Annotated in this window: 1 protein-coding gene; it reads right to left on the minus strand. The window is 65.9% G+C overall.

Features of this window, described 5'->3' with window-relative positions; all coding sequences use genetic code 11:
• On the minus strand, positions 1-718 hold a 718-nt coding region (locus ACFZCD_RS32850), incomplete at its 3' end, for a hypothetical protein (protein ID WP_391836717.1).
• Positions 719-1,083 lie beyond the last annotated feature (365 nt).

Below are 1,083 nucleotides of genomic sequence, written 5' to 3' on the forward strand. Positions count from 1 at the left end.
CCACCGATAGTGCCTTGACGCCTGACAGGAGAGGGACGAGGGAGTAGTTCCCGTCGCCCGAACCGCACGACGCCTGTGTGTCTGCCGTGCTGGAGATCTTCGTCCCTGTGGCGAACCGTCCGTCGCCGCCCGTCACCACGGTCGTGAAGTGGTCGGTGGCCGAGGACGAGTAGTACACGCACTGGTGCAGGTTCGCGTAGCTGCCCGACGTGAGGTCGAGTGCCTTGACGCCCGACAGGAGGGGAATGAGCGAGTAGTTCCCGTCCCCCTGACCGCACGATGCTTGCGTGTCTGCCGTGTTGGAGACGTTCGTCCCTGTGGCGAACCGTCCGTCGCCGCCCGTCACCACGGTCGTGAAGTGGTTGGTGGCCGAGGACGAGTAGTACACGCACTGATGCAGGTTCAGGTAGCGCCCTGAAGCGAGGTTCAGTGCTTTGACGCCCGACAGGAGGGGGATGAGTGTGTAGTTCCCGTCGCCCGAACCACAAGACGACTGGGTGTCGGCAGTAGTGGAGACGTTCGTCCCTGTGGCGAAGCGTCCGTCGCTGCTCGGCACCACGGTCGTGAAGTGGTTGGTGGCCGAGGACGAGTAGTACACGCACTGGTGCAGGTTCAGGTAGCCCGAGGCGGCGGCCTGGGCCTGCCGGGGCAGTGTGGAGGCCGGGGCGGGCGCCGTCATGCCCGTGAAGGCACACACCCCCGCCACAGCCGCGACCACGGGCCTCCATGCACGTCTGATCACTGATCGCAGCATTCCTGGTCCCTCCCCGATACCAAGCGGCACCGGACGCCCCGGCCCGCGACCACAGGCCCAGGAGACCACCGACAGCGACGAAAGTAACGGGTCGAACGCTGTACTCCTCCCATTGGGTGATGAGTCGACCAGCCTTGCGTAACCCACAACAAGACGCCCGAGGTTTGCCGCAGCGACGGGCGCTCACCTCACCATCCACCATCGCACGCGTGTGCGCACCGCCAGCAGCTGGCCCCGTCGCGTGACGCGGCAGAGACAGCAAGACCTCGCAGACCGATGTTCGATCTCGTCGCGGAAAGGGCGTACGGTGCGCGACCCGTCGGACAGGC

This window comes from Streptomyces sp. NPDC008001, assembly GCF_042958085.1.
Taxonomy (GTDB): Bacteria; Actinomycetota; Actinomycetes; order Streptomycetales; family Streptomycetaceae; genus Streptomyces.